General features: G+C 57.6%; 19 protein-coding genes. 3 read left to right on the forward strand and 16 right to left on the reverse strand.

From position 1 onward, the window contains the following. Nucleotides 1-63: 63 nt before the first annotated feature. From ACR0DE_RS19750 to ACR0DE_RS19810, 13 genes are all read right to left on the reverse strand, one after another. Nucleotides 64-1,728, reverse strand: coding sequence for an ABC transporter permease (locus tag ACR0DE_RS19750; RefSeq protein ID WP_170613512.1), 1,665 nt, complete (start codon nt 1,726-1,728; stop codon nt 64-66). A 106-nt stretch (nt 1,729-1,834) separates the two neighbouring features. Beyond that, entirely contained in the window at nt 1,835-3,052 is a 1,218-nt protein-coding gene (locus ACR0DE_RS19755; RefSeq protein WP_480754941.1) for a phenylacetate--CoA ligase family protein, read from the reverse strand. A gap of 19 nt (nt 3,053-3,071) precedes the next feature. Beyond that, nucleotides 3,072-3,905 carry an ABC transporter ATP-binding protein gene (locus tag ACR0DE_RS19760; protein ID WP_170399269.1) on the reverse strand — a complete coding sequence of 278 codons (834 nt, stop codon included), beginning with the start codon at nt 3,903-3,905 and terminating at the stop codon, nt 3,072-3,074. Nucleotides 3,906-3,977: 72 nt separating this feature from the next. Further along, nucleotides 3,978-5,261: an ABC transporter substrate-binding protein gene (locus ACR0DE_RS19765; protein WP_170627002.1), complete on the reverse strand. Its 1,284-nt coding sequence runs from the start codon at nt 5,259-5,261 to the stop codon at nt 3,978-3,980. 73 nt (nt 5,262-5,334) lie between these two features. Continuing rightward, nucleotides 5,335-6,411: a branched-chain amino acid ABC transporter permease gene (locus ACR0DE_RS19770; RefSeq protein ID WP_170408765.1), complete on the reverse strand. Its 1,077-nt coding sequence runs from the start codon at nt 6,409-6,411 to the stop codon at nt 5,335-5,337. A gap of 3 nt (nt 6,412-6,414) precedes the next feature. Continuing rightward, on the reverse strand, nt 6,415-6,672 hold the full coding sequence (locus tag ACR0DE_RS19775) for a hypothetical protein (RefSeq protein WP_170408766.1): 258 nt from the start codon (nt 6,670-6,672) through the stop codon (nt 6,415-6,417). Nucleotides 6,673-6,675: 3 nt separating this feature from the next. Continuing rightward, nucleotides 6,676-7,662, reverse strand: coding sequence for a branched-chain amino acid ABC transporter permease (locus tag ACR0DE_RS19780; RefSeq protein WP_170408767.1), 987 nt, complete (start codon nt 7,660-7,662; stop codon nt 6,676-6,678). 29 nt (nt 7,663-7,691) lie between these two features. Continuing rightward, nucleotides 7,692-8,510 (reverse strand): ABC transporter ATP-binding protein, encoded by an 819-nt coding sequence (locus tag ACR0DE_RS19785; protein ID WP_170399285.1) that lies wholly within the window; start codon nt 8,508-8,510, stop codon nt 7,692-7,694. 75 nt (nt 8,511-8,585) lie between these two features. Beyond that, the gene (locus ACR0DE_RS19790) at nt 8,586-10,529 is read right to left on the reverse strand and encodes an AMP-binding protein (RefSeq protein ID WP_480755014.1); all 1,944 of its coding nucleotides are present in this window, start codon (nt 10,527-10,529) and stop codon (nt 8,586-8,588) included. Between the two features lie 332 nt (nt 10,530-10,861). Beyond that, on the reverse strand, nt 10,862-11,404 hold the full coding sequence (locus ACR0DE_RS19795; RefSeq protein ID WP_480754944.1) for a hypothetical protein: 543 nt from the start codon (nt 11,402-11,404) through the stop codon (nt 10,862-10,864). Nucleotides 11,405-11,432: 28 nt separating this feature from the next. Further along, nucleotides 11,433-11,831, reverse strand: coding sequence for an 8-oxo-dGTP diphosphatase MutT (mutT, locus tag ACR0DE_RS19800; RefSeq protein WP_170334201.1), 399 nt, complete (start codon nt 11,829-11,831; stop codon nt 11,433-11,435). Then, nucleotides 11,828-13,054 (reverse strand): bifunctional glutamate N-acetyltransferase/amino-acid acetyltransferase ArgJ, encoded by a 1,227-nt coding sequence (argJ, locus tag ACR0DE_RS19805; protein WP_480754945.1) that lies wholly within the window; start codon nt 13,052-13,054, stop codon nt 11,828-11,830. Before argJ ends, mutT begins: the two co-directional genes overlap by 4 nt. A gap of 4 nt (nt 13,055-13,058) precedes the next feature. Continuing rightward, nucleotides 13,059-13,907, reverse strand: a complete 849-nt coding sequence (locus ACR0DE_RS19810; RefSeq protein WP_170399297.1) for a peptidylprolyl isomerase — start codon at nt 13,905-13,907, stop codon at nt 13,059-13,061. 176 nt (nt 13,908-14,083) lie between these two features. Here ACR0DE_RS19810 and secA point away from each other — a divergent pair, with 176 nt between their 5' ends. The 3 genes from secA to ACR0DE_RS19825 all read left to right on the forward strand — a co-directional run bounded on the left by secA (nt 14,084) and on the right by ACR0DE_RS19825 (nt 19,401). Next, complete coding sequence (secA, locus tag ACR0DE_RS19815; protein ID WP_170664223.1) at nt 14,084-16,801, forward strand: preprotein translocase subunit SecA; 2,718 nt, start codon at nt 14,084-14,086, stop codon at nt 16,799-16,801. A 100-nt stretch (nt 16,802-16,901) separates the two neighbouring features. Further along, nucleotides 16,902-17,819 carry a hypothetical protein gene (locus ACR0DE_RS19820; protein WP_255611988.1) on the forward strand — a complete coding sequence of 306 codons (918 nt, stop codon included), beginning with the start codon at nt 16,902-16,904 and terminating at the stop codon, nt 17,817-17,819. A 25-nt stretch (nt 17,820-17,844) separates the two neighbouring features. After that, complete coding sequence (locus ACR0DE_RS19825; protein WP_480754948.1) at nt 17,845-19,401, forward strand: phosphate ABC transporter substrate-binding/OmpA family protein; 1,557 nt, start codon at nt 17,845-17,847, stop codon at nt 19,399-19,401. A 3-nt stretch (nt 19,402-19,404) separates the two neighbouring features. Here ACR0DE_RS19825 and radC read toward each other — a convergent pair whose 3' ends face one another. The 3 genes from radC to dnaK form a co-directional block, all read right to left on the reverse strand. Then, a complete protein-coding gene (gene radC / locus ACR0DE_RS19830; protein ID WP_170399305.1) occupies nt 19,405-20,160 on the reverse strand; it encodes a RadC family protein in 756 nt (251 codons plus the stop codon). A 159-nt stretch (nt 20,161-20,319) separates the two neighbouring features. Beyond that, nucleotides 20,320-21,471 carry a molecular chaperone DnaJ gene (gene dnaJ, locus ACR0DE_RS19835; protein ID WP_170399308.1) on the reverse strand — a complete coding sequence of 384 codons (1,152 nt, stop codon included), beginning with the start codon at nt 21,469-21,471 and terminating at the stop codon, nt 20,320-20,322. Between the two features lie 74 nt (nt 21,472-21,545). Continuing rightward, complete coding sequence (dnaK, locus tag ACR0DE_RS19840) at nt 21,546-23,453, reverse strand: molecular chaperone DnaK (protein WP_170399312.1); 1,908 nt, start codon at nt 23,451-23,453, stop codon at nt 21,546-21,548. Between the last annotated feature and the right edge of the window lie 138 nt (nt 23,454-23,591).

A 23,591-nucleotide genomic window follows, 5' to 3' on the forward strand; every position in this document is an offset into this window, starting at 1 on the left:
GGAAATCGCCGTCGAATCAAGCCCACTGGCATCAAGGTGTTGTATTTTTGGATCGCCCGCCCGCTATCTGCGCCCAACCTGACGGCAAATTAGGATCACCGGCAGCAACCCGACAGCCAGAATAACCAGCGACGGAACCGCTGCACCTTCAAGCCTCTCATCCGAGGCCAGACGATAGGCCTGCACTGCTAGCGTGTCGAAGTTAAAAGGCCGCATGATCAGGGTCGCGGGCAGCTCTTTCATCACATCCACAAAGACAATCAACAGTGCCGTTAGCAGCGAAGGCGTAAGGATCGGCAGATGCACCCGGCGCAGCGTTCCTAACGGGGTTTGACCCAGTGACCGCGCCGCGGCATCCATATTGGCGTGAACGGTACTCTGCCCACCCTCATACGCGCTGAGCGCGGCGGCCAGAAAGCGCACCATATAAGCCGCGATCAACAACCAGATGGATCCAGTGACCAGTAGTCCGGTCGAGATACCAAAGGTTTGGCGCATCCACGCGTCCAGCGCGTTGTCGAAACCCGCAAAGGGGACGATCAGCCCCACGGCAATCACGCCACCCGGCACCGCATAGCCCAACCGCGCCACATAAGCCGCCATTGCGGCCCCGCGTCCGGGGCGCAGGCGTTGGAAGAATCCTATCGAAATCGCCGCGCTGACGGTGATAACCGCCGCAGTCCCCGCCAGTGTCAGCGAGTTCTGTATGAACCCGATATATCGGCGCGACAGCAGGTTCTGCTCGGATTCCAACCCCATCTGCACCAGGATAACCACAGGCAGAAGGAATCCGAACAGGACGGGAATTGCGCATAGCAGAAATGCCGCAAGTGATTGCCATCCCTTGAGTTGCGCCGCTGGCAGGCCTGCGTGGCGCTTGCCTGCCTGATAGTATTTGGCTTTGCCGCGCTGTGTCCGCTCGGCCACGGCCATGACAAGCGCAAAACCCAACAGACAAAGGGCGAGTTGCGCCGCAGCAGCGCGATCAGCCATGGAAAACCAGCTTGTGTAGATGCCAGTGGCAAAAGTCTGCACTCCGAAATAGGCGACTGTGCCGAAATCGGCGATGGTTTCCATAACCGCCAGCAAGACGCCCCCCGCAATCGCCGGGCGTGCCATCGGCAGGGATACGCGCCAAAAGGCATGCCAGGGGCCGTTGCCCAGCGCCCGGGCCGCCAGAAAGGCCGTGGCGCTTTGCTGCAGAAACGCCGCGCGCGCCAGCAAATAGACATAGGGATACAACACCAGGATCAACATCACCGCCGCACCCTCGGTCGAGCGAATCTCGGGGAACCAATAGTCGCGCGGGCCCCAGCCGGTCACATCCCGCAGCGTGGTCTGAACGATTCCAGGGTGATCCAGAATGAAAGTATAGGCATAGGCCAGCACATAAGCCGGAAAGGCCAGCGGCAGGACCAGAGCGATTTCCAGCCACCGCACTCCGGGAAAGCGGGTCATCGTGACCAGCCACGCAGCGCCGACGCCAATCGAAAACGTCCCTGCTGCGACCAGCACCACCAGGATCACCGTGGTCAGCGCATAGCCAGGCAAAACAGTCTCTAACAAATGGGAAATTGTGTCGGTGCCACCGGTCACCGCCGCCAGAACAACCGCCACCATTGGCAACAGACAGGCGGCTGCCACGACATAGGCAATGCCGCCCACAAAGCGTGTGCCTAGTGCGCCGCGATTATGCGTTCCGTGTTCTGAATATTCGACTTCGGCCATGGCGTCTGACTGAGAATCCCGTAGGGTCTGCCTTTAATCGACTAAAACTCTAAGAAACACCAGTGGGCGGACTAACAAAAACTGCGGCAATGTTCGCCGCAGATCCCTATTCATAAACGCGCTGATCCTCGATCACCAAGCCATCTTTTGGTAATGAGCCCGGCGCCACAACTTCAATCGCGCCTTTCAGTTTCAGGACTTCGACCACCGATTTTGCATAGGCACCATCGTTCTCGCAGGGGCTTTCGATCTGAACGGTCATGGTATCCATCTCGCCCTGTCGCGCCGCAATGACACGCGCCTTGACGATTTCATCATGCTTGTCGACCAGCGCGGCCACCTGTTCGGGGCGGACGAACATGCCCTTGATCTTGGTGGTCTGATCGGCGCGACCCATCCAGCCTTTGATACGCATATTTGTGCGCCCGCACGGAGACTCTCCGGGCATGATCGCCGACAGATCACCGGTGGCAAATCGGATCAACGGGTAATCGGGGTTCAGCGTAGTCACAACCACCTCACCTACTTCACCAGGTGCAACCGGGGTTCCTGTGCCGGGGGTGACGATCTCAACGATCACGTGTTCGTCGATGATCATACCCTCCATCGCAGGGCTTTCATAAGCTATGTTGCCCAGATCAGCGGTCGCGTAGCATTGCAGGCAGACGATGCCCCGATCGGCGTAATCTTGTCGTAGGCTTGGAAACAGCGCCCCGCCACCCACAACGGCCTTGGAAAATTTCAGCGCGACGCCCATGGCTTCGGCTTTATCCAGAATGACTTTCAGATAGTCAGGCGTACCTGCATATGCGGTGCAACCCACATCGCGCGCAGCTGTCACCTGCAACTCGGTCTGACCTGTACCTGCAGGCAGGACCGACGCGCCAACGGCCTGCGCGCCGCTTTCAAAGATCATGCCCGCGGGGGTGAGGTGATAGCCAAAACAGTTCTGAACGATATCGCCTGGACCAACCCCAGCAGCATTCAGGAACCGGCCCATGCGCCACCAGTCGTGATCAGTGCTGCCGGGCTCGTAAATCGGACCCGGAGATTGAAAGACATGCTGGAAATTCCGCGCTGGTTTGACGGTGAACCCTCCAAACGGAGGTCGGGTGCCCTGCGCCTTTGTCAGATCGGATTTTCGCAGAACCGGCAGTTGTGCCAGCGCCTGCATGTCTGTCACTGTGCTGGCGTCCACGTTGGACAGGATGCCGGCATATCCGGGCGCTTTTTGCGCGCGGGCAATCTGTTCTGGCAAGGCGCGCGCGTGATCAGCGGTGCGCTCGTCAGCGGATCGGGTTTCAAGCTTATCAAAATAGGTCATTGAAATATCCTCCACCCGCTTACAGCCATCTCTTGCGGCGGCGGTATGAGCGCACGTCTCGAAAGCTCTTGCGGCCTTCGTCAGACATGCCGAGATAAAATTCCTTTACGTCCGGGTTTTCGCGCAATTCAGCGGCGGGGCCGTCCATCACCACGCGGCCAGATTCCAGAATATAACCGTAATGAGCAAACCTTAGAGCCACATTTGTGTTCTGCTCGGCCAGCAGGAAGGACACGCCTTCCTTCTCGTTCAGGTCCCTTACGATGCCAAAAATCTCTTCGACAAGTTGCGGAGCCAGACCCATTGAGGGTTCATCAAGAAGGATGGTCTCGGGGCGCGACATCAGAGCCCTGCCCATCGCCACCATCTGCTGCTCACCGCCCGAAGTATAACCGGCCTGACTACGACGGCGTTCCTTCAAGCGTGGGAAGTAATTGTAAACCAATTCAAGGTCCTGCTGGATCGCGGCAGACCCGTCCTTCCGGGTATAGGCACCGGTCAGCAGATTTTCCTCGACTGTGAGGTGTTCGAAACAGTGGCGGCCTTCCATGACTTGAATGACGCCCTTCTCAACCAAGGCAGCCGGGTCGCTTTCATGTACGCCCTCGCCGCGATATTTAATCGAGCCTTTGGTGACCTCGCCCCGTTCCGAATGCAGCAAGTTCGACACGGCCTTCAATGTGGTTGTCTTGCCCGCACCATTGCCACCCAGTAGGGCTGTGATGCCGCCCTTGGGCACAGTCAGGCTGACGCCTTTCAAAACAAGGATCACATGGTTGTAGATCACCTCGATATTGTTGACCTCAAGCAGGGTTTCCGCCTGCACGTCAGTGGTTTGTGCCGCATCCAACATCAGCGCGTATCCTTGTGCGAGTGTGGGGTTCGGGGCGGCAGCGATCCGCCGCCCCGTTTGGTTCAGAGCACCTTATTCGCAGCGCTGAGAAATATTGTTCTCAGCAGCATATGCGCCCGAGTCTTCGTCGATCAGTGCGTTGATGACCTCAGCGTCAGTCGGTTCGAAGCCCTGAATCGAGTTCCAGGTACCCGCCGCTGCATCCCACTGAACAACGCCGACAAGGCCTGGGCCGCCGTGGTTTTCGCATGAGACCGCGAATTCAGGTCCGAAACCGGCCATACCCAGCGCTTCCATCTTGGCGTTGGTGATCTCCAGCGCCTCCATGCCATCGCGCATCATCGCTGCGTCGATCTCGGCAGTGCCGTGCATCTCTTGCGCGGTTTTCACTGCTTCTGCGGCCAGCATCGCAGCATAGAGGCCGCGGTTGTACTGCACCGTACCCAGTTGATCACCGGCGCCTGCAGCTTTGCCCGCATCGACGACATATTTCTTCAGGTCGTCATAGACAGGATAGTCGTCGCCCAGACCGGTGAAGGTCAGCGCTTTGTAACCGGTGGCCTTATCACCCGCAGGCTCAACATCAAACTCGGCCCCGGACCACCAGACACCGATGAAGTTCTCCATTGGGAAGCGGATATTGGCGGCTTCTTGCACGGCGACCTGGTTCATCACGCCCCAGCCCCACATGATCACATAGTCGGGCTTTTCCCGGCGGATTTGCAGCCACTGCGACTTCTGCTCCTGACCGGGGTGGTCGACCGGCAGCAGGGTCAGGTCATAGCCATGTTTTTCAGCCAGTGTTTCCAGCGTACGGATCGGTTCCTTGCCATAGGCCGAGTTGTGATAGACCAGCGCGATCTTTTTGCCGCTCAAGTCGCCACCGTTTTCGTCCAGCAGATAGTTGATCGCGCCCGACGCCCCGTTCCAGTAATTGGCAGGATAGTTGAACACGTTGCTGAACACCTTACCGTTCGCCGCCGAGGTGCGGCCATAACCCATCGTGTGCAGCGGAATGCCGTCTGCGGTCACTTTAGGGATCAACTGATAGGTGATGCCGGTGGACAGGGGCTGATAGACCAGAGCACCTTCGCCCTTGGTCGATTCATAACATTCCACGCCTTTTTCCGTGTTATATCCAGTCTCGCATTCGATCACGTTGGCCGCAACACCGCCGATACCGCCATCGCGTTCGTTCAGCAGTGTGAAGTAGTCGGCATATCCGTCCGCAAATGGGATACCGCCGGCCGCATAAGGCCCGGTCCGGTAACTGAGCGACGGGAATACGAGGTCGGCCATGACCGGACCTGCGGCCATCACGGCGCCCAGCGCCAGGGTTGCCAGTTTCTTTTTCATCGGGTGTCTCCTCCCTTGGTTGATCCGATGTTGGGTTTCGGGTTTCACACCCGTCTTTTCGTTGGGCCGGTCCTTAGTGCGGGAACGGCCAGAGTCTGAGTTTCTCTTTCGCCACACGCCAGAGCTGCGCCAGACCGTGCGGTTCGAGGATCAGGAACATGATGATCAGAGCACCGACGATGACGAGGTTCAGGTGCGCCACGATATCCGTGGGCCAGCCCAGCAGATCGACGCCAAGCAGTTTCAAAACGACTGGCAGCAACACGAGGAAGGCGGCACCGGCAAAGGATCCAAAAATAGACCCTAACCCGCCGATAATCACCATGAACAGCACCAGGAACGATTTTTGAATGCCGAACACTTCTCCAACCTCGACCGCGCCCAGATAGACCGCAAAGAACAGCGCGCCGGCCACGCCCACGAAGAACGAACTGACAGCAAAGGCGGTCAGCTTGGCCTTGAGCGGGTTCACCCCGATGATCTCGGCCGCGATGTCCATGTCGCGGATTGCCATCCAGGTACGACCAGTAGTGCCGCGGGTCAGGTTACGCGCGATGATTGCGCAGACGGTCAAGAAGATCAGGCAGAACAAATAAGTCGCCCATGCCGGAGCATTCGGGCCAGTGATAATGATACCGAACACATCGCGTTCCGGCGCATTGATCTGTCCCGAGGCCGAGTAGTTGTAGAACCACGGCACCCGGTTAAACAGCCACACAAGGAAGAACTGCGCCGCCAGCGTGGCCACCGCCAGATAGAATCCTTTGATCCGCAGAGAAGGTAAGCCGAAGAGGACACCCACGATCGCGGTGATGCCGCCGGCAAGGATCACATGGATGAACATGCTAACATCGGGAAACGCTGTCATCAGTTTGTAGCAGGCATAAGCCCCCACTGCCATGAACCCGCCGGTGCCCAGCGAGACCTGCCCGCAATAGCCCACCAAAATGTTCAGCCCGATCGCAGCGATGGCATAGATCAGGAATGGCAGAAGCAGCGCATTGGCCCAATAATCGTTGATGATGAACGGAATTATTCCGAACGCCACCGCCAGAACGACATAGTACCGATACCGGTCAAACTTGATCGGGAAAGTCTGGCTGTCGGCGATATATGAGGTTTTGAAATCCCCGGCCTCACGATAGAACATATCTTACTTTCCCCATTCTTCCTGCGCCCGATTGCGGGCAGCGGCGTCCAGTTGATTGGACCCTTTGGCATATCCGGTGGCCTCGGAAGCGCGCACCAGTTTCATGTAAGCCAGGATGCCCATGACCAGCCCGGCAAAGGCCAGAATTACAGCGATCACAAGTTGGCCCTCGGTCAGATCGCTCGATGTCAGGGCGATGTAGCCGAAAGCCCAAAACCCCGCCCATGCGATCACGTTGATGATGGCAATCAGCTTGGTCACGCCCTACACCCTCTCGATGATCTTCTCGCCGAACAGGCCTTGAGGTCGGAACACGAGGAATATCAGCGCCAATACATAGGCAAACCAGTTCTCAGTCGCACCGCCAACCATTGGGCCGATGGCGAACTCGAACAGTTTCTCACCCACACCGATGATCAGGCCACCGACAATGGCTCCGGGGATCGAGGTGAACCCGCCTAGCATCAGCACCGGCAGCGCCTTCAGCGCGATCAGCGACAGCGAGAACTGGACGCCCGATTTGGTGCCCCACATGATGCCCGCGACCAGCGCCACAAACCCGGCGACCGACCAGACCATGATCCAGATGAAGTTCAGCGAAATCCCGACCGATAGCGCCGCCTGATGGTCATCCGCCACCGCACGCATCGCCCGACCCTGCTTGGTGTACTGGCTGAACGCCACCAGAGCCGCCACCAGAAGTGCTGCGATGATCGTGGCCACGATGTCCAGATTGTCGATGAAGAAACCGTAGTCGAAGATATTAAAGGTCGTCTCGTCAATCCACAGGTTGATACCCTGCGGCAGACCCACATCCAGCGTCTTGATCTCGGACCCCCACATCAGGTCGGCGACGCCCTCAAGGAAATAGGCCAGACCAATGGTCGCCATGAACAGGATGATCGGCTCTTGCCCGACCAGATGGCGCATGACGAACCGTTGCACGCACCAGGCCAGCAACACCATCACGGCCATGGTCAGAATAATCGCAAGCAACGCGGGCACATTCCAACCAAAATTATAGACGTGCGTGCCGAAAGTCGCGTTGATCAGGTGCGCAAAAGGCACCTGCCCGTTCATGATTCCGACCAGCGTCATCGCCGCAAACAGGGCCATAACCCCTTGGGCATAATTGAAAATCCCCGACGCCTTGTAGATCAACACAAAGCCCAGCGCGACCAGCGCATACAGCACCCCAGCCATCAGACCGTTGAGGATGACCTCCATCGCGAAGATTAATTGTTCAGGCATGCCAGCCCCTCCCCAATTCTGCCCGGACCTCAGTCATGGCTGACCCCCAAATAGGCATCAATGACTTCTTGGTTGTTGCGCACCTCATCCGGGGTGCCGTCACCAATCTTTTTGCCGTAATCCATCACAACCACACGGTCGCTCAGATCCATTACCACGCCCATATCGTGCTCGATCAGCGCAATCGTGGTGCCAAACTCGTCATTCACGTCGAGGATAAAGCGGCTCATGTCCTCTTTCTCTTCGACGTTCATCCCGGCCATCGGCTCATCCAGCAGCAGCAGTTTCGGTTCCGCCGCCAGCGCGCGCGCCAGTTCGACGCGTTTCTTCAACCCGTAGGGCAGGCGGGACACTGGCGTTTTGCGGATGTGCTGAATCTCAAGGAAATCAATGATCTTCTCGACCGCCTCGCGGTTCTCGGTCTCTTCTGCCTCGGCCTTGCCCTTCCACAGCGCCTGCTGAAGAATATTGGTCTTCATAAAACCCAAACGCCCGGTCATGACGTTGTCTAGAACGCTCATCCCTTCAAACAAGGCAATGTTCTGGAACGTCCGCGCGATCCCCTGCTGCGCCACCTCAAACGGCCGCATCGGAGGGCGCTTGGAGCCGTGAAACCAGACCTCACCTTCTTGCGGGACATAGAACCCCGAGATCACATTCAACATCGAGGATTTGCCCGCGCCGTTTGGCCCGATGATCGCCCGGATCTCACCCTCGCGAATATCGAACGAGATATCCTTGATTGCCACCACGCCGCCAAAGCGCAGGGTGATGTTCTTCATCTCCATCACCACACCGCCGATCTTGCGGCCGTCTTCGGTGACATATCCTTCGGAGTTATCCAGCATCAGAACCTCCCTGACACAAAAACGGGATGGCGGGCGGGGCGATGACCGCAGGTCGAGCGGCGCGCTTCAGCCCACTCATTCCGCTGCCACCTTGTGCTGCGCGACCGGAACCACTGGCGCATCGACAATTTCCAACGTCGCAGAAATCGATCCCTTACGACCATCTTCATAGGTCACTTCAGTCGTGGTCGAAACGCTCGACGACCCGTCATACAACGCCGCAATAATGTCGCTGAATTTGTCCTCGACAAACCCACGCCGCACCTTGCGGGTCCGGGTCATCTCGCCATCATCGGCATCCAGTTCCTTGTGCAGAACCACAAAGCGATGCACCTGACAGCCCGATAGCATTTCATCGGCGGCAACCGACTTGTTTACCTCTTCCACATGCGCCTTAATCGTCTCTAACACACGCGGATGTCCCGCCAGTTCTTGGTATGATGCATAAGCAACGTTGTTGCGTTCCGCCCAGTTTCCAACCGCTGTTAAATCGATATTGATGAAAGCCACGCATCGATCCTTGCCATTCCCGAACAGCACGACTTCAAGAATATCGGGATAGAATTTCAGCTTGTTCTCGACATATTTCGGCGCGAACATCGAACCATCAGCCATCTTGCCCACGTCTTTGGCACGGTCAATGATCCGCAGATGGCCGGAATTCTCCTCGATGAATCCGGCATCCCCCGTCGCCACCCAACCTTCGGCATCCTTGGTCGAGGCCGTCGAATCCGGGTTGTTGTAATACTCGACGAACACGCCGGGTGAGCGGTAATGAATCTCGCCCTTATCATCGATCTTCAGCTCGACATCTGGGGCCGGAACACCAACCGTATCCGCCCGTACCTCGCCATCCGGCTGCACGGTGATGAACACGGTCGCTTCGGTCTGACCATAAAGCTGTTTTAGGTTGATGCCCAACGAGCGATAGAAATCAAAAATTTCCGGCCCGATCGCCTCACCCGCTGTATAACCCACGCGGAAACGGCCATAGCCCAGCGTATCCTTGAGCGGCCCATAGACCAGCAGATTGCCCAAAGCGTATTTCAACTTGTCGCCGAAACCCACCGGCTTGCCGTCCAGAAGCAGCCCCCCGACCTTTTTGGCATGGGCCATAAAGTGATGGAACATCCGCTGCTTCAGCTTGCCTGCGTCCTCCATCCGGATCATCACATTGGTCAGCTGGGTTTCGAACACGCGCGGCGGGGCGAAGAAATAGGTCGGCCCGATCTCGCGCAGGTCGGTCATCATCGTGTCGGCGCTTTCGGGGCAGTTCACGCAGAACCCGCACCAATAGGCCTGACCGATGGAGAATATGAAATCCCCAACCCACGCCATTGGCAGGTAGGACAGGATATCCTCATTTCGGGTCAGATGATCGAACTCTGCGGAATTCTTGGCGCTTTCAATAACATTCCGGTTCGACAGCACCACGCCTTTGGGCTTGCCCGTGGTGCCCGAGGTATAGAGCATCACGCAGGTATCGTCATAGGTGATCGCCGCAATGCGCTTGTCCAGTTCCGCATCAAACCGCGCGTGACCCGCACTGCCCTCGGCCATGATGTCCTCAAGCGCGTTCATCTGCGAGTGGTCATACTTCCGCATCCCCCGCTTGTCGGTATAAAGTATGTGTTTGACCTGATGCAGGTTTTCCTGAATTTCAATGACTTTGTCGACCTGCTCCTGATCACCGCAGACCACATATTTCGCGCCGCAATGTTCCAGCACATAGGCCATCTCTTCGGCGACCGAATCCTGATACAGAGGCACCGGCACCGCACCTACCATCTGAGCGGCAACCATCGACCAGTAATGGGCGGGACGGTTCCGACCAATCACAGCAATATGGTCACCCTTTTCAACGCCAAGTTCTAGAAACCCAAGCGCGATGGCACGGATTTCTTTGGCGGCTTCCGCCCAGGTCCAGCATTGCCAGATCCCGAATTCCTTTTCCCGATAGGCCGGGGCATCCCCGAACTGGGTCACATTGCGGTGTAATAGCGCCGGAAGAGAGTCCATCCCTTCAGCGCCCGACTGCGTCTGAGCCAATCTTTCTCTCCTCCCCATCCGACCCCTCCCCGGGCCGAAAATGGCGGGTTCGGGATGCTGCCCGAACGCCAATGCCCCGATAAGGGACGTCGTAACGATCAGCGTCAAGTTTTGCCTGATGTTTTCTCAATTCTTACGAATTGTAACAGGGGTGGAGGGTTGATCTTTCGAGTTGTACGAAACGCGCAAGAAGGCTTTCCAGCTGTCATGCGTTGGCGAAGAGTGGCCGTTTAACGGCATGAGTGACTTTGGTTCCAGTTACGTCAATTGATAATTCCTACGAGCTAAGAAATACAGGAATGTTAACTTGAGAAGGAGCAGTACTTGCTGACGTATGCGTCATAAGCCTCTGTAAACGTAATAGCTTTTGTTTCTACACCGGGCCCTGTCATCGAAATCACCATGCTAGCTCGCCACTCGTAGTAGTGGCTATTTCCGTCACCTCTAGGAGAAGGAGACGTATCCGACGAGGGCTCTCTTAACACCGATCGTTCTTGTCTAGTAAGTGTGCCATCTCGCATTGTGAATCCGTACAGCGCCAAACCTACCTCAGGTGTACCGTCGTAAAGCTTGCCATAGGCGTACTTCTTTCCAGGAAAACGATTGTCCTCATTGAGTTGAGCGTCAATCATATCGAATTGGAATGAAGTCCAGAGAACCCAGCCATGGTTGGGTATTTCGCGCCACCTAAAGGTGGTCATTTGACACCCATCAACCTGAACTTCACGGCGTTCATCTTCGAATTGATGGCTTCCCCCTTGCATCAGAGCCGCGACGAGTTCTTCCCTTTCGCCCGCGTACGCAGTCGTAGAAACAAAAATCAAAACTGCAGAAATATTCTTCACAACTTTTTCTCGAAATATATGGAAAACACTACAACCAATCCCGCAAAATCGGAATCAACGGGACATCCGCCGCGGGCATCGGATAGTTCCGCAGGTCATTTGCCCGCACCCATTTCAACGCCTGGCCTTCCTTGGACTGTGGGATGCCTTCCCACTTCCGGCAGGCAAATAGCGGCATAAGCAGATGGAAATCGTCATAGCTGTGGCTAGCAAAGGTCAGCGGGGCGAGGCACGAGGCCCAGGTGTCGATGCCCAGTTCCTCGTGCAACTCGCGGATCAGGGCGGCCTCGGGGGTTTCGCCGGGTTCGATTTTGCCGCCAGGGAATTCCCAGAGACCGGCCATGGATTTGCCCTCGGGACGTTGGGCCAGCAGGACGCGGCCCTCGATGTCGATCAGAGCGACAGCAGACACCAATACTGTCTTCACGAGCGATAATCCGCGTTGATTTCGATATAGCCGTGGGTCAGATCGCAGGTCCAGACGGTGGAAGCGCCCTGACCCAGTCCCAGATCGACTGCGATCAACAAATCCTGACCTTTCATATAGGCCGCAGCGTCTTCCTCGCGGTAGTCGGGGCTGACCCAGCCTTTTTCAGCCACAAGGATGTCTCCGAACGATATGCTCAAAAGGTCGCGGTCTGCAGCAGCACCGGATTTGCCGATGGCCATGACGATGCGGCCCCAATTCGGGTCCTCGCCCGCGATGGCGGTTTTGACCAGCGGGGAGTTGGCGATAGCCAGCCCGTGGGTTTTGGCATCAGCATCCGTGGCGGCGCCGGTCAGACGAATTTCGACGAATTTCGTGGCCCCTTCGCCGTCGCGGACCACTTGCTGCGCAAGGTCCAACATCACTGTTTCCAGCGCTTGCGCGAAAGCGGCATTGCCGGTGGCATCGACGCCCGATGCCCCGGTGGCGCAAAGCAAGAGGCTGTCGGATGTCGAGGTATCGCTATCCACGGTGATGCAGTTGAAGGTCCGGTCGGTCTGCGCGCCCAGCATCGCCTGCAGCGCTGTCTGCTCGATCTGAGCGTCGGTGAAGATATAAACCAGCATCGTCGCCATATCGGGCGCGATCATGCCGGAACCCTTCGCTATCCCCGCAATAGAGACTGTTTGGCCGCCAATATCGACCTGCGCCGACGACCCCTTCGGGAAGGTGTCGGTGGTCATGATCGCGCGCGCCGCGTCCTCGATCGCGTGACGGCTGAGGCCCGCCTTCAACGCCTCAAGCTGTGCAACGATGCGGTCATGGGGCAGCGGCTCGCCGATGACACCGGTCGACGAGGTAAAAACCCGATCTACCGCGACTCCGGTAGCTTTGGAAACGGCTTGTGTCACCTCGGCCACTGAGGTCTGCCCGTAATGGCCGGTAAACGCATTGGCGTTGCCCGAATTCACAAGGATCGCTGCAGGCCCGTCGCCGGGCCCGCCGATCTTGTCCTGACAATCCAGAACGGGGGCCGCACGGGTGGCCGAGCGGGTGAATACCCCGGCCACCGAGGTGCCCGGATCAAGAACGGCCAGCATCACATCGGTGCGGCCTTGATATCGGACACCAGCCTCGACAGTGGCGAAGCGCACACCGTCGATCGCGGGCAATTCGGGGAAGGCCGCCGGGGCCAGCGGTGAAACCTTGGTTATCGTGGCCACGGGGTTACTCCTGCAGCAGCTCCAGCTGGCGCATGACCTCGGGGCCGGCGCCCTCGAGCGCGGGACGCTCGATCTGCGCTTGCTGCGTCAACTCGTCAATCTTGGCCTGAATTGCTTCTTGCCGAATGGTCTGAGCCAATTCATCGCGCACGACCGCCAATTCGGGGGCCTCGGTCTTGCGCTTGTCGTTCAGCGTGACCACGTGCCAACCGAACTGGGTTTGCACCGGGTCCGAGACCTGACCCTTTTCAAGGCCAAGCACGGCACCTTCAAACTCGGGCACCATCTGGCCTTTGCCGAACCAGCCCAGCGCACCGCCATTGGGGCCAGAGGGTCCTGTGGATTTTTCTTTCGCTAGCTCAGCGAAATCTGCACCTTCTTCCAGTTGGGCTTTGACAGCTTTGGCTTCGTCTTCGGATTCGACCAGAATGTGGCTGGCATTGAACTCGTCTTCGCCCTGAAACTCGGCGAATTGCGTGTCATAGGCGGCCTGTATGGCCTCATCAGTGACACTGGCGGCTGTCAGCGCTTCGACGGTTTGCACGGCGCGCAGGGACCGGGTTTCGTTTTCCAGTCGAAGGGCGTTGAGTGTATTCAGCTCTTCCTGTTCAAGGCTCAGCAGGTGCTGCTGGACCAGTTGCTCGAGGATGAAATCATATAGCACCTCATCTTCAAGCTGCTGATACTGCGCCGGCAGCGCCGAGGCGGTGGCGATGACGTGACCCAATGTGATCTCGTCACCGTTCACGCGGGCAACCACGGTGTTGGCATCCGGTGCGTCCTGGGCGGCCAGCGGCAACGCCATCACGGCAGCAAGCGCAAGCGATGGCAGAAAAGTGAGGCCTTTGGGCATGGAATTATCCTATTTCTTTGCCGCGACAGGGCGCAGCGTTGACACTGTGGAACCTGCCCCTTACATCGCTTTGAAGCCTTGGACAGGGCCGCCTTTCACCCCCCGTATCTAGGGGCTGCGCGCAAGGTGGGCAAGCCTGTCGCAACCAAGAAAAAAACAGATCCGCTGGAGTGAACATGCTGGGACTCGGAACGCTCGCCAAAAAGGTGTTCGGAACACCGAACGACCGCAAGATCAAGGCGGCCCGCCCGCTGGTCGAAAAGATCAATGCGCTGGAGCCGGAGTTCGAGATCCTGACCGACGATGGCCTGATCGAGAAAACCGCTGAGCTGCGCAAACGAGCGCTGGACGGTGAAAAGCTGGATGACTTGCTGCCGGAAGCATTTGCCAATGTCCGCGAAGGGGCCAAGCGCGCCCTGGGTCTTCGGGCCTTTGATGTGCAGTTGATGGGTGGTTTGTTCCTGCACCAGGGCAACATCTCGGAAATGAAAACGGGTGAGGGCAAAACCCTGGTCGCCACCTTCCCCGCCTATCTGAATGCACTGACCGGCAAGGGCGTGCATGTGGTCACGGTGAACGAATACCTGGCCAAGCGCGACTCGGAATGGATGGGCAAGGTGTTTGCGTCCGTTGGCATGACGACCGGTGTGATCTGGTCGGGCCAACCGGATGCCGAGAAGATGGCGGCGTACAAGTGTGACATCACCTATGCCACAAATAATGAGTTGGGCTTCGACTATCTGCGCGACAACATGAAGGCCGATCTGGAACAGGTCTATCAGAAGCACCACAATTTCGCGATCGTCGACGAAGTCGACTCGATCCTGATTGATGAGGCGCGGACGCCGCTGATCATCTCGGGGCCGGCACAAGACCGATCGGACCTTTATACTGCCATCGATACCGTGATCCCGACGCTGCAGGACGATCATTACTCGCTCGATGAAAAAAGCCGCAGCGTGACGTTCACCGATGAAGGCAACGAGTTTTTGGAGCAGCAACTGCTTTCAGCGGGTCTGCTGCCCGAGGGGCATTCGCTGTACGACCCCGAAAGCACCACTGTGGTGCATCACGTCAATCAGGGCCTGCGCGCGCACAAACTGTTCCAACGGGACAAGGACTATATCGTTCGGGATGGCAATGTGGTGCTGATCGACGAATTCACCGGTCGGATGATGCCGGGCCGCCGCTTGTCGGAGGGTCTGCACCAAGCTATCGAAGCCAAGGAAGGCGTACAGATTCAGCCCGAGAATGTGACGCTGGCCAGCGTGACATTCCAGAACTATTTCCGCCTCTATGACAAGCTGTCCGGCATGACCGGCACTGCGCTGACCGAGGCGGAAGAATTTCAGGAAATCTATGGTCTGGGTGTGGTCGAGGTTCCGACCAACAAACCAATCGCGCGTGAGGACAAAGACGACCAGGTCTATCGCACGACAGCCGAAAAATACGGTGCCATTATTGAACAGGTTAAAAAGGCCGGTGAAAAAGGTCAGCCGGTTCTTGTCGGTACCACGTCGATCGAAAAGTCCGAAGTGATCAGCCAGATGCTGGACAAAGAGGGAATCGAGCACAACGTTCTGAACGCCCGCCAGCATGAACAGGAAGCGCAGATAGTGGCCGATGCAGGCCGTCTTGGCGCGGTGACCATCGCCACCAACATGGCGGGCCGCGGCACCGATATTCAGCTGGGCGGCAATGTCGAGATGAAGGTGCTGCAGGCGCTGGCCGAAAACCCCGAGGCTGACCCGGCCGAGTTGCGTGCGGCAGAAGAAGCCAAGCACGCGGAAGAAAAGGAAAAGGTGCTGCAGGCCGGTGGTCTTTACGTAATGGCGTCCGAACGTCATGAAAGCCGCCGGATCGACAACCAGCTGCGCGGGCGTTCGGGACGCCAAGGTGACCCGGGCCGCACCGTGTTCTACCTGAGCCTGGAAGATGACCTGATGCGCATCTTCGGTTCGGAACGTTTGGACAAGGTCCTGACCACGCTGGGCATGAAAGAGGGCGAGGCAATCATTCACCCCTGGGTGAACAAATCGCTGGAACGGGCGCAATCCAAGGTCGAAGGTCGCAACTTTGACATGCGCAAAAACGTTCTGAAATTCGACGACGTGATGAACGATCAGCGGAAAGTCGTGTTCAGCCAGCGGCGTGAAATCATGTCAGCAGATGATCTGTCGGATGTCGTGTCCGATATGCGTGAGCAGGTGATCGACGATATGATCGACGAATTCATGCCGCCAAAATCATATGCAGATCAATGGGATACAGAAGGTCTGCACGAAGCGGTCAAAGACAAGCTAACCATCGATGCGCCGGTTCAGGACTGGGCCGCCGAGGAAGGCGTAGATGACGAGCAAATCCGCGAACGTCTGATCAAGGCCGCCGATGAAATGATGGCGCAGAAGGCCGTGGCGTTTGGCCCGGAAAACATGCGCAACATCGAAAAGCAGGTTCTGCTGCAGACTATCGATGGCAAATGGCGCGAACATCTTTTGACGCTGGAACATCTGCGCTCGGTCGTGGGTTTCCGTGGCTATGCACAGCGCGATCCGCTGAACGAGTACAAGAACGAAAGCTTCCAGCTGTTCGAAGGGATGCTTGATTCCTTGCGCGAAACCGTCACTCAGCAATTGTCGCGCGTGCGCCCGCTGAGCGAAGAAGAACAGAAGGAAATGCTCGCGCAGATGGCAGCGCAACAGGCACAGGCGCAGAAAGCTGTGGATCAAGCTGCCGGGAATGCCGAGGCGATCGCCGAAGCCGAAGCGTCTGGTGACAGTCGTCCGGGTTTTGTTGAGGATGATCCTTCGACTTGGGGTAACCCGTCACGCAATGATCCTTGCCCCTGTGGCTCGGGGAAAAAATTCAAACATTGCCACGGCAGGTTGACTTAACGTCACCTGCTTTCCACCACAATGAGTCCGCCTCACGGCCACATATTGGCCTTGATTGGGAAGCAAATTGCGACTCGCTCCTTCAACTGGGGAGGGTGTCTTGTTTGTCATTAAGAACTACGTAACCACGGGCGGAACCGTTGCCTGCGCTCTGGCCATTGGATATTTGATGCAAAGCGGATCGGCGCAGCAACCCAATGCTGAGCCGAGCGGTGAACGCGTCGCTTCGATCTCGGAACAGGACTCGGACCTGACTGGACTGGAAAGCGTTGTCCTGACCTCTTCTTCCCCGACAGAAACGCGTCCCAAGGATCTATCTCAATCCATACGCTCAGCGCCAGAAACCAGCCGTTTGCCTTCGAATTGCGATATGAGCGCGCGCGCCATGGCTGTGCCCGGCGCCAACGTACGGCTGCGGGTCAAGGCCCCCTGCCACGCCAATGAGACCATTGAGGTTCATCACAACGGGCTGGTTTTCAGCACCGAGACCGATGCGCTTGGCGGCTTGAACCTGACCATCCCGGCGCTGTCGGAATACGCTATTTTCCTGATCTCGCTGCCGGATGAGAAAGGCACCGTTGCGACGACGCATGTGCCCGAGATCAACAGCTTCAACCGGGTTGCCTTGCAGTGGCAGGGCGAAACCGATCTGCAGCTTCATGCGCTGGAATTCGGCGCAGGTTACGGGGAAGAAGGCCACGTTTGGTCCGGGTCCCAGACCGGCGGCGCGGGCTCGGTGATCCATCTGGGTCAGGGCGGTTCGGACGTCGCGCGCAACATCGAGGTTTATTCATATCCCATTGAGACCGCAACCGAGGCCGGAAGTATCACTCTGTCGGTTGAAACTGAGGTCACTGAAGCAAATTGCGGCAAGCCCCTAAGCGTGCAATCATTGGAATGGCGCGCGGAACGGCTACGCTCACGTGACCTGTCGCTGGATATGCCCGGTTGTGAGGCAGCTGGCGATTTTCTGGTGTTGAATAATCTGTTCTCAGACCTGACAATCGCTGCCAAATAAGCAGCAGGCAGATCTACGGTTTCCAATGAGCATTCTTCGTGCGGCGTTCGCCGCGCTTTTTGCCTTATCCTTGGCACAAAGCGTATTCGCGCAGGACATCACTTTGACCTCGCATGACGGCAAGGTAGAAGTGGTCGGCACCCTTCTTGGTTACGACGGTGAATTCTACCGTGTCGATACGCAGTTCGGAGAGCTGACGGTCGATGGATCAGGGGTCACCTGCGACGGCCCAGCCTGCCCCAACCTGACGGATTTTGTGGCCGAAGTTCGTTTCTCTGGCTCATCAGTGATCGCCGAGACACTGCTGCCCGCGCTTGCACAGGGCTTTGCCATCGAGGAAGGGTTAACCCTGTCACAGCCCGAGGGCACCGGAGACCTGCGGATCTACGCCCTGAATCAGCCTGATCGGCAGGCGCCTTTGGCGAGGTTCATATTTCGTGCAAAGGATACGGCTGACGGCTTTATCGATCTGGTTGAGAACACCGCAGATGTCGTGTTGGCGCAGCGGGAAATTCGATCAGACGAACTGGAGTTGACCAAAGCCGCTGGGCTCGGAGATCTGACGCAAACCCGCCGGTCGCGCGTCTTGGCTCTGGATGCAATCGTGCCAATCGTGTCGGCCGACAATCCCGTGCGCCAGATATCGCTTGCTGATCTGGTGAAGGTTTTCACCGCCGAGGTCGCAAATTGGGGCGATCTCGGTGGGCCTGATGCGCCGATCTCTCTGCATCTGCCACAGGTCGGTTCCGGGCTGGATCAGGCGGTCGAGGATTTGCTGTTAGCACCTGCCAACGCACATATGACCGCTCAGATCACGCGCCACGATCGAAACAGAGATCTGGTGCGCACGGTCTCGAACGACCCGTTCGCGCTCGGCGTCGCCAGTCTTGCCGAGGCCGGGACTGTGCGCGCCCTGCCTCTGACCGGTGGGTGCGGACATGCCCTGTCGGCAACACGGCAATCGGTCAAGACCGAAGATTATCCGCTGACCTCACCCATGTTTTTCTATTTGCCACAAAGACGATTGCCCAAAGTCGCGCGACAGTTTTTGGCCTATACCCAAAGCAGCGCCGCACAGATGGTCATCCGGCAAGCCGGATTTGTCGATCAATCCCTTGAAACAATCCAGGTTGGGCTGCAAGGCGATCGGCTGGCCAATGCGATCAGCACCGGTGGAGCTGAGGTCGGGTTGCAAGAGTTGCAGCGCATGATCGAAACCCTCCGTCCACTTTCGCGGCTATCTTTGTCCTTTCGGTTCGAACCGGGGTCTTCGCGACCCGATGCTCAGTCCCGGTCAAACATCTTGAACCTTGCGCAAGCTTTGGAAAGCGGAACGTTGGAGGCGCGTCAATTGATCTTTGTTGGGTTTAGTGACGGCGAGGGCGCGGCGGTCGCCAATTCACGTATTGCCCTGCAGCGAGCCAAAACCGTCCGAAACGCAGTGCTGGCATCGGTCGAAACCAGCCTCCCCGACAGCATCGAAATCAGTGTCGAGGGCTTTGGCGAGGCCATGCCGATGGCCTGCGACGACACCGAATGGGGCCGCAAGGTGAATCGTCGGGTCGAAGTTTGGATCCGATAACCCTTACAAATAGCCTTGCGAGCGGAAACTCAGTTCAGCCGATTTCCCGATGATCAGGTGATCATGCAAAGTCAGCCCAAGGGCGGAACACGCATCCTGAATCCGGTTGGTCATATCGATATCCGACTGCGACGGCGTCGGATCACCGGATGGATGATTGTGGACCAGGATCAGAGCCGAGGCATTGAGTTCCAACGCCCGCTTCGCAACCTCTCGCGGATAGACCGGCACATGATCCACCGTGCCTTTGGCCTGCTCTTCATCCGCAATCAGCACATTCTTGCGATCTAGATAAAACACACGAAACTGCTCGATCTCGCGGTGCGCCATCGTGGTGTGACAATAGTCCAGAAGCGCATCCCATCCCGAGATCACATGCCGTTGCATCACCCGGGCACGCGCCATGCGATGGGCACAGGCCTCAAGGATTTTCAGATCGGTAATCACCGTGTCCCCAACGCCTTTGATCTGACGCAGCCGTTCCTCGGGTGCAGTCAACACACGATTGAAATCACCAAACTCTTCCATCAGTGCCCGAGCCAGCGGTTTCACATCCTGACGCGGGATGGATCGGAACAGAGCAAGTTCCAGCAGTTCATAATCCGGCATCGCTGCTGATCCGCCAGACATGAACCTTTCGCGCAGCCGCTTGCGATGGTCTTTGATGTAGGAGGGTAACCGACCAACGGGCAGCGGCTGCGCCGGTGCTTCATCCGTATCGAACAGCATGGGGGCTTCGGCAAAGGCGTCTTGGGTCATAACACCACTCTGACGCAGAATCGGTTTCCGAAAAGTTAACGCGCCTTATCCCTGCCCGCCGGATCGGCAACACACGGATCCCCTGCTTCATCTGGCCATAAATATCTCGGGGGGGTCGCCCAAAGGGCGATGGGGGGCAGAGCCCCCCTGCTTAACCGTTTAACCCTTCATGCCATCCCAGAAGGACTTTACAGAAGAGAAAAAGCTTTTAGATTCCGGATGGTTATCCTCACCCAAATCGTCAAACTCACGCAGAAGTTCTTTCTGACGACTGGTCAGATTGACCGGAGTTTCCACGGCAAGTTCGATGAACATATCCCCGATGCCTCCGCCACGCAGGGCGGGCATGCCTTTGCTACGCAGGCGCATCTGGCGACCCGACTGGCTGCCGGCAGGAATCTGTACACGACCGCGACCACCGTCGATGGTCGGCACCTCGATCGAACCGCCAAGTGCTGCCTTGGCCATGCTGACTGGCACACGGCAATAGAGGTTCACGCTGTCACGTTCGAACAGCTTGTGCTCGGAAACTTCGACAAAAATATAGAGGTCACCGGGAGGACCACCACGCATTCCGGCCTCACCCTCACCAGCCAGACGAATCCGGGTGCCGGTCTCGACACCGGCAGGGATGTTCACGGACAATGCGCGATCTTTTTCAACGCGCCCCGCACCTTGGCACGACTTACAAGGGTTCTTAATGATCTGACCCAAACCAGAGCAGGTCGGGCAAGTGCGCTCAACCGTGAAAAAGCCCTGTTGCGCGCGAACCTTGCCCATGCCGGAACAGGTCGGACATGCAGTGGGTTCAACACCACCTTCGGCACCAGTTCCCTCGCAAGAGGAACAGGCCACAGCCGTAGGAACGTTTATGGTTTTCTGCAGGCCTGCATAAGCCTCTTCCAGCGTGACCCGCAGGTTATAGCGCAGGTCTGAACCGCGTGCAGCGCGACGGCCCCCGCCTGCCCCACGCTGGCCACCCATGAAGTCGCCGAACAGGTCGTCGAACACGTCAGAGAACGCGCTGGAGAAATCGCCCTGACCGAAGCCGCCACCGGGACGGCCGCCGCCGCCGCCCATGCCGTTTTCGAAGGCGGCATGGCCAAAGCGGTCATAGGCAGCTTTCTTATCAGCATCGCGCAGAACATCGTAGGCCTCGTTGGCCTCTTTGAACTGCGCCTCGGCATCTGGGTTGTCCTTGTTGCGATCGGGATGCAGCTGTTTGGCTTTCGAGCGAAAGCCTTTCTTGATCTCATCCGCAGAAGCGCCCTTGGACACGCCGAGCACTTCGTAATAGTCGCGTTTGGACATCAGTATTTCCTTCTGCCTCAACGTAATCGGGCCGGCCCGGCAACCGGACCGGCCCAAATTGGCCCGGTTACCCGTTAGTTACGCTTGTCGTCGTCCAGATCTTCGAACTCGGCGTCGACAATGTCATCGTCACCCGGCGCGGCATCTGCGGCTGCGGGCTCATCTTCGCCCTCTTCCGCCTGTGCCTTATAGATCGCCTCACCCAGTTTCATGGCCGCTTCGGTCACGTTCTGGATGCCCGACTTGATCTTGTCGGCATTGTCCGTTTCCAGCTCATCCTTGAGCGCGGCAACGGCCAGCTCGATCGCTTCGACGGTCGACGGGTCGACCTTGTCGCCATGTTCCTCGATCGATTTCTCGGTCGCGTGAACAAGGCTTTCGGCCTGGTTTTTGGCTTCGACAAGCTCTTTGCGCGCCTTGTCTGCCTCGGCGTTTTCCTCGGCATCCTTGACCATCTTGTCGATATCTTCGTCCGACAGACCGCCCGAGGCCTGAATGGTGATCTTCTGCTCTTTGCCGGTGCCTTTGTCCTTGGCCGAAACCGAGACAATGCCGTTGGCGTCGATGTCAAAAGTCACCTCGATCTGAGGCATGCCGCGCGGTGCGGGCGGGATCTCTTCTAGATTGAACTGACCCAGGATCTTGTTGTCCGCAGCCATTTCGCGCTCACCCTGGAAACAGCGGATGGTCACGGCGTTTTGGTTGTCCTCGGCGGTCGAGAAGACCTGGGACTTTTTCGTCGGAATGGTCGTGTTGCGGTCGATCAGTCGGGTGAATACGCCACCCAGCGTCTCGATGCCCAAGCTGAGCGGGGTCACGTCCAGCAGAACCACGTCTTTGACGTCGCCCTGCAGAACACCGGCCTGAATGGCGGCACCCATAGCAACAACTTCGTCCGGGTTCACACCCTTGTGCGGCTCCTTACCGAAGAACTTGGTGACCTCTTCGATCACTTTCGGCATGCGAGTCATACCACCGACCAGAACAACCTCATCCACGTCGCCAGCCGACAGGCCCGCGTCTTTCAGGGCAGCCTGGCAAGGCTTCATCGACTTCTTAATCAGGTCGCCAACCAGCGATTCCAGCTTGGCACGGGTCAGTTTCATGACCATGTGCAGCGGTTGACCGTTCGAGCCCATCGAGATGAACGGCTGGTTAATCTCGGTCTGCGAGGTCGAGGACAGCTCGATCTTGGCTTTTTCAGCAGCTTCTTTCAGACGCTGCAGGGCCATCTTGTCGGCAGACAGATCGACACCGTGTTCCTTTTTGAACTCATCCGCCAGGTAATTAACGATGCGCATGTCAAAGTCTTCACCACCCAGGAAGGTATCGCCGTTGGTCGACTTCACCTCGAACAGGCCGTCGTCGATTTCCAGAATGGTTACGTCGAAAGTACCACCACCAAGGTCATAAACCGCGATGGTTTGGGTTTCTTCTTTGTCTAGACCGTAGGCCAGTGCGGCAGCTGTCGGTTCGTTGATGATCCGCAGCACTTCCAGACCGGCGATTTTACCGGCGTCTTTGGTGGCCTGACGCTGTGCGTCGTTGAAGTATGCCGGAACGGTGATAACCGCCTGCGTGACTTCCTCACCCAGATAGCTTTCTGCGGTTTCCTTCATCTTGCCCAGAGTGAAGGCCGAGATCTGGCTTGGGGAGTACTTTTCACCACGGGCTTCAACCCACGCGTCGCCATTGCCGCCATCAACGATGGCGTAGGGCACCATTTTCTTGTCTTTTTCGACTTCTGCATCATCCACACGACGACCGATCAGACGCTTGACGCCAAAGATCGTGTTGTCGGGGTTGGTGACCGCCTGACGTTTTGCAGGCTGACCGACCAGACGCTCATCTTCTGTAAAAGCGACGATCGAGGGCGTGGTCCGCGCCCCTTCGGCGTTTTCGATGACCTTCGGCTGCGAGCCGTCCATGATGGCCACACACGAGTTGGTGGTACCGAGGTCAATCCCGATTACTTTTCCCATATTTTCAATCCCTTTCCATTCAAGGCGATGTCCCGAGGGTTGGACCCGTTGCGGCATCCTGCCCCCGATTGATGTGCGCGACAGCACTACACCATCGCGCGTCGAGGCGTATATAAGGGCGAGAACAGGGGCCTGCAA

This window comes from Ruegeria sp. C10 (assembly GCF_056537805.1).